Below are 5,629 nucleotides of genomic sequence, written 5' to 3' on the forward strand. Positions count from 1 at the left end.
TCGGCGTCGGCGGCCCAGGAGTCGAGGGCGTCGGCGTCGTCGCGGGAGAGCTGGGCCGTTCGGGCGAGGGCTTCGAGCCGAGGTAGCTGCTCGGGCTCGGGCTCAGCCTCAGCCGAACTGCTGCTCCAAGTCCTTCAGTTTGCGCTCCAGCGAGTCGAGTCGGGGCAGCGTCTGGGTGTCGTCCTCGGCGGTGAGGTCCACCGTCCGGGGTTCAGTACCCTTCACGGCCTGGAGGGAGGGCCGGTGTCGAAGCGGCAGCTGTCCGGGGTCGGCTATGGCGGGTTCCGCGACGGTGGTCCCCACGGACGGCGTCGCGGAACCCGCGCCGGAGTTCAGGGACGGTGGAGCCGAGCCCCCGCCGGCGGCCAGGGACGGCACGTCGACCTGACGGCCGCCCCCGCGCCCCAGGCCGAAGGCCCGGTGCTGGCGGTTGATCGCCTTGATCCTCGCCCGGTCGAGCTTCTCCTGCTCGCGCCTGCGATGCCGGTTCTGCTCCTTCTCGCGCCGGTCCTCCCGCACCTCGTCGACGGCCTCGTCCAGCGTCCGTACGCCTTCGAGGAGCATCAGCGACCACGCGGCGAAGGTCTCCCTGGGCGCCCGCAGCCACCGTACGATCCGGATCTGCGGCAGCGGACGCGGCACCAGGCCCTGCTCGCGCAGCGCCGCCCGGCGGGTCTGCTTGAGCGCCCGGTCGAAGAGGACCGCGGCCGAGAGGGACATGCCCGCGAAGAACTGAGGCGCGCCGTCGTGCCCCAGACCGCGCGGTGCGTGCACCCAGTTGAACCAGGCCGCCGCCCCCGCGAACAGCCAGACGAGCAGGCGCGAGCCGAGGGCCGCGTCGCCGTGGCTCGCCTCGCGGACCGCGAGGACGGAGCAGAACATCGCCGCCCCGTCGAGGCCGAAGGGGACGAGGTACTCCCAGCCCCCGGTGAGGTTGAGGTTCTGCCGGCCGAAGCCGACGAGGCCGTGGAAGGAGAGCGCGGCGGCGACGGCCGCGCAGCAGAAGAGCAGGACGTAGGAGGCGGTTCCGTAGATGGCTTCCTTGCGTCGGCGGCGTTCCTCACTGCGTTCCCAGGAGTCCTCGGCCGCGGCCTGGTCACCGGCGCGCTTGCCGCGCGCGAGCACCGCGACCGCCGTCAGGACTCCGGCCACCATGACGCCACCAGGAAGCAGCCAGTCCAGCGATATGTCGGTCAGTCTCATGCGGTGTCCCTTGCATCGCAGTAGGGCGTTTCGGCCGCCCATACTTGCCGACCCCGGAGGGCCCCCACGTGGTTTCGCGGCAAGAGCACGCCATTGGGGTCGGACGGCATACGAATAGGTGCGATCCGGTCGAACTGCCGGGCGATGCAAGGGAGTTGCGTTCGATTCATGCCACTCGTACGAGTGGCGTAATCCGACGGCCCGTCGGTGGGGCGGCGGACGGAGCCGTCAGGCGGTCGCGGCGAGCCGGCGGACCCGCTCGGCGTCGCACGTCCGCGGGCACGTCAGACAGGTGTCCTCGGGGCGCAGGGTGTAGAAGAAGCAGCAGGTCGCCCGGTCCCGGGTGGCGCGGGGCGTGCCGTCCGGCGCCTCGGCCCCCGGCAGCTCGCGGAAGCCCGCGGCCCCGGCGTACGGCTTGGCCGTACCGGGCATCAGCAGCTCCAGCTCGGCCATCCCCCGCTCCTCCTCGCCGAGCAGCGCCGCGATGTACCAGAGGCCCTCGACGATCTCGTCCGTCGCCATCCCCCACAGCGCCCGCTTCCCGCGCCGCATCCGGGGCCCGAAGCCGGCCAGGACCTCCTCGAAGTGCTCCGCGAGCGCGGCCCTGGCCTCGGCGCGCAGCGCCTCCTCGTCCGGGACGACCCGGGCGCCGGGCAGCTCGGCGGCGGGGTCGCCTGGCAGGCAGGCGAACTCCTCGATCCGGACGGCCATCCGCCCCAGGGCTCGCTGGAAGGAGACGTTACGGGCGGGCAGGCGCGGGACCCTGCGGTGCAGGAACCAGGGGACCGTGACCAGGAGACAGGCGGGCCAGGCGTACCGGTGGAGCCCGAAGCTGGCGACCACGTCGGGTCGGGCCTGCTGCCCGTAGTCGCGCAGCACCTGCGCGTTGTCCCAGGCCAGGAAGGCGTCGAGGGCCGCTCCGCCGGCCGCGAGCTCGTCCGCCCCGACCCAGCCGGCCCCGCGCGGCGTCTGCTCGTGGCTTCCCAGTTCCTCTGTCCGCAGGCTGGGGAACACCTCGCCGAGGCGGGCGTACGAGGCCGCGACGGGCGAGGTGAACGGGGCGGGGAGCAGAGCGGGGAGGGCCATACGGGACCACCGAATCGCGATCGTTAGCAGGTTAGCCTTACCTTACCCGATGCGTCCGAGGTTTGAACTGCGGCCCCGTCCGCCTATCGTGCACAGGGGGCCTCGGTATCGCGAGCCAGGCCCGGCACGACCCCGCAGGAGGACCCGGGTGGAGCAGGGCAGAGCGCGCGAGCAGTCGCACCTGTCGTACGACGGTTCGATACGGGTCCCGGAACAGGCACGTGGGGCGGCGGTGCCGTCCGGACCGGCAGAGGGTCCGTCGGCCGTACGAGGCGAGTCGACCACCGCACAGGGCCGGTCGACGGCCGCGCGGGGCGAGCCCTTGGCGGTGCGGGGTGAGCCGACCGCCAGCCAGGGCGAGCCGTCGGCCGCGCGGGGCGAGCACACGCACAGCGAGCCGTCCGCGCCCCGGCTGACCACTCCCGCGTACGTGCCCGCGCCCGCGTTTCCGTCGGAGGCCTCCGGCTCGCCCGCGCCGCGTACCGTCCGGCGTCACTCCGTGCGCGGCCAGATCCTCCAGGCCCTGCGCACCGCGCTCGTCGGCGGCGAGCTGGTCCCCGGTGAGGTGTACTCCGCCCCCGTCCTCGCCGAGCGCTTCGGCGTCTCCGCGACCCCCGTACGGGAGGCGATGCAGCAGCTGGCCGTCGAGGGCGCCGTGGAAGTCGTACCGAACCGGGGATTCCGCGTCACCGAGCGCACCCCGCGCGAACTCGCCGAGCTGGCCGAGGTGCGCGCGCTCATCGAGGTCCCGGTCATGCTCAGGCTCGCCCGCACGGTCCCGGCCGCCCGCTGGGTCGAGCTCAGGCCGCTCGCCGAGGCCACCGCGACCGCCGCCGCACGCGGCGACCGGGCCCACTACGCCGAGACCGACCGCGCCTTCCACCGCGCGGTCCTCTCCCTCGCGGGCAACGAACAGCTCCTCGTCGTCGCCGACGACCTGCACCGCAGGTCCCAATGGCCTCTGGTGAGCGGCCCGGTGACCCGGCACGGCGACCTCGTGGCGGACGCGGCGGAACACACCGCCCTCCTCGACGCACTGATCGCCCAGGATGTCACCGTCGTGCAGTCACTTGTCAGGGAGCATTTCACCGGATCGGCGGACTGACGACTAAGGTCGTTGCCGTCAGTTCGGCACGGGGTCGGGCGTCGGTGGCCGCTGCCGCCTTCGGCCGCTTCCCAGGGTCGGTTGGCACCGTCGTCCCGTCCGTACAGCGCCGTCCGTGAGGTGTCCCATGCCGTCCGCGACTCCGTCCCCGGCGTGGGGAAGGTGCCCGTGACCGGATCCGTCCGTGGAGACCGCCCGGCAGCAGGTACGGAGGCCGAGGCGGCGGCCCTGCTCGGCTGGCTCACCGCCCCGGACGCCCCGCGTCTCTGCCTGGTCGTCGGCGGCCCCCGCCGGGGCAAGTCCGCGCTCCTCGGCTGGCTCGCCACGCACGGCACGCGCGCGGGCGCGCGCCGCAGACGGGCGGCGCGCGAACTGATCCCGCTCGCCGGCCAGTGCGCGCTCGGCGCGGCCTGGACGGTCGCGAACCGGCTCGGCGTCGTGGCCCGGACGCCCGGCGAACTCGTCCAGGCCGTCGCCACGACAGAGGCGCGGCGCGCGGCCCTGGTCCTGCCGGACCTGCACGCCGCCGCCGAACCGGAGGCGATCGCCGAACTGATCGCCGAACTCGCCGCGTCGGGCCGCGTCCGCCTGGTCGTGGAGACCTGCAAGGGCACCCCGTCGTACGACCTCCTGACGGCCAAGGCGGCCCGCGTCACGGTCGTCGACCTGGACGACAGCGCCGAAGACGCCACGGGGCGGGGGGAGTCGGGCCGCGGCTCGGGGCCGGGGTCGGGCCAGGGGCCGGGGCTGGGGTCAGGGCCGGGGGCGAGGTCGGGGTCGGGCTCCGGGGCGGGTTCGGGTACGCCTTCGGGTCGGGGCACCGGGGCGGGTACGGACCCCGGCTCCGGGGCGGGCTCCGGGTCGGGTTCGGCGCCGGGCGTCGGGGCGGAGGCGGTCTGGGGCTCGGAGGGTGACTGGGACCGGGCGTGGGGGCCTGGGGTGGGGCCGTATGAGGCGCGGCACGCGGTCGATCTGGCCGATCCGGTCGCGGTCTGTACGGCCGACCCGCTGCGGGTCACCACCGCGTACGTGACCGGTCCCGGTGACGACCGGGGCGGTCTGCGGTCGGCGTGGTTGCGTACCGGGCAGTCCCTCTGCCGTGAGCAGCACCCGGCCGACCGGGCCGTCGTGCTGCTCGGCGCCCTCGGGGACGGGGCGGACCCACGGCTGCGGCCGGCGCTGCGCGCGCTCGCGGCCGACGCGCCCTGGCGGGTCCGGTGGACGCGGGTGCGGGGCGACCTGACCCCGCCGTGGCCCGGGCCGGTCACGGCCCTTGGGGCGGCGGGCGACCGCCTGCTGGTCGCGGGGACGACGGATACCGTCCAGGTCCTCGGGGCCGCCGACGCGACGCCCGGGGGCGAGCCGCTTCGGAGCCCCTCCGGCGGTCGGATCAAGACGCTGGCCCCGGCGCCGGACGGCACGCTCCTGCTCCTGGACGAACGGGGCCGGCTGCTGCCCGTCCCCGGGCCCGAACCCCGGCCGCCGTACCTGGAACGGCTCACGACCGCCGTCGCCGCGACCCTCACCCGCCACCCCGGCACGGCGCTCGCTGCGATCGGCGGCTCTCTGGTGGTGGGCGACCGCCTCGGCTCGGTCCACGCCTTCGGTCTGACGGGCATTCACCAGGCCGCCCTGCACAGCGGCCGCGTCACGGCGGTGACGGCCGTCGAGACGGAGAAGGGCCCCTTCCTCTGCAGTGGCGGCCAGGACGGCAGCGTGCGCCGTTGGATCCCGGGCCGGGACCCGGACCCCGCCCCGATCGCCGAACGCCGCGTCCCTGTCGTCTCGTTGCACGCCACGGAGACCCCCGAGGGTCCTCTGCTCGCGATCGCCTGGGCCGACGGTCTCGTCGAACTCCACGACCTCGAAACCCGCGCCGGCCTCCCCTTCCGCCCCGGCCCCCCGGTCCGCGCGGTGGCGGTCACCCCCGACGGCGCGGTGGCCGTGGGGATGGACGAGGCGCTGCTGTGCCTGGAACGGGTCCCGGGGTGGGTACGGCCACGCCGCCGGGGGCCGACGGCGGGACAGACGACGCCCGGTCGCCGTCGTGCGAGCGACGGCGACCGGGCGAGGCATTGAAATGCGACTAGGCGTCAGATCGCAGGTCTGGGCGTCAGTTGGGCCGCCAGCCAGGTCGGGACGCCGCCCAGAAGGCGGAAGAGGCGGGCCGCCTCCGCGCGGAGGCGGGCCGCCGCCCCTTGCCTCACGGTGTGCGCGAGCGCGGGGTGGGCGGCG

Annotated in this window: 3 protein-coding genes and 1 pseudogene; 2 read left to right on the forward strand and 2 right to left on the reverse strand. The window is 75.1% G+C overall.

The window, feature by feature from the left end:
- Positions 1 to 108 precede the first annotated feature (108 nt).
- The gene (locus tag AB0F56_RS35495; protein ID WP_362017400.1) at positions 109 to 1,203 is read right to left on the reverse strand and encodes a DUF2637 domain-containing protein; all 1,095 of its coding nucleotides are present in this window, start codon (positions 1,201 to 1,203) and stop codon (positions 109 to 111) included.
- A gap of 228 nt (positions 1,204 to 1,431) precedes the next feature.
- Complete coding sequence (locus tag AB0F56_RS35500) at positions 1,432 to 2,289, reverse strand: (2Fe-2S)-binding protein (protein ID WP_362017402.1); 858 nt, start codon at positions 2,287 to 2,289, stop codon at positions 1,432 to 1,434.
- 322 nt (positions 2,290 to 2,611) lie between these two features.
- Between AB0F56_RS35500 and AB0F56_RS35505 the strand changes: the two genes are divergently transcribed.
- Together AB0F56_RS35505 and AB0F56_RS35510 are read left to right on the forward strand one after the other, a co-directional pair.
- A complete protein-coding gene (locus AB0F56_RS35505; RefSeq protein WP_362017434.1) occupies positions 2,612 to 3,394 on the forward strand; it encodes a GntR family transcriptional regulator in 783 nt (260 codons plus the stop codon).
- 228 nt (positions 3,395 to 3,622) lie between these two features.
- Positions 3,623 to 5,473, forward strand: a pseudogene (locus AB0F56_RS35510) (hypothetical protein).
- The last annotated feature ends 156 nt before the right edge of the window (positions 5,474 to 5,629 follow it).

It is taken from the genome of Streptomyces sp. NPDC026092 (assembly GCF_040638605.1).
Classification (GTDB): domain Bacteria; phylum Actinomycetota; class Actinomycetes; order Streptomycetales; family Streptomycetaceae; genus Streptomyces.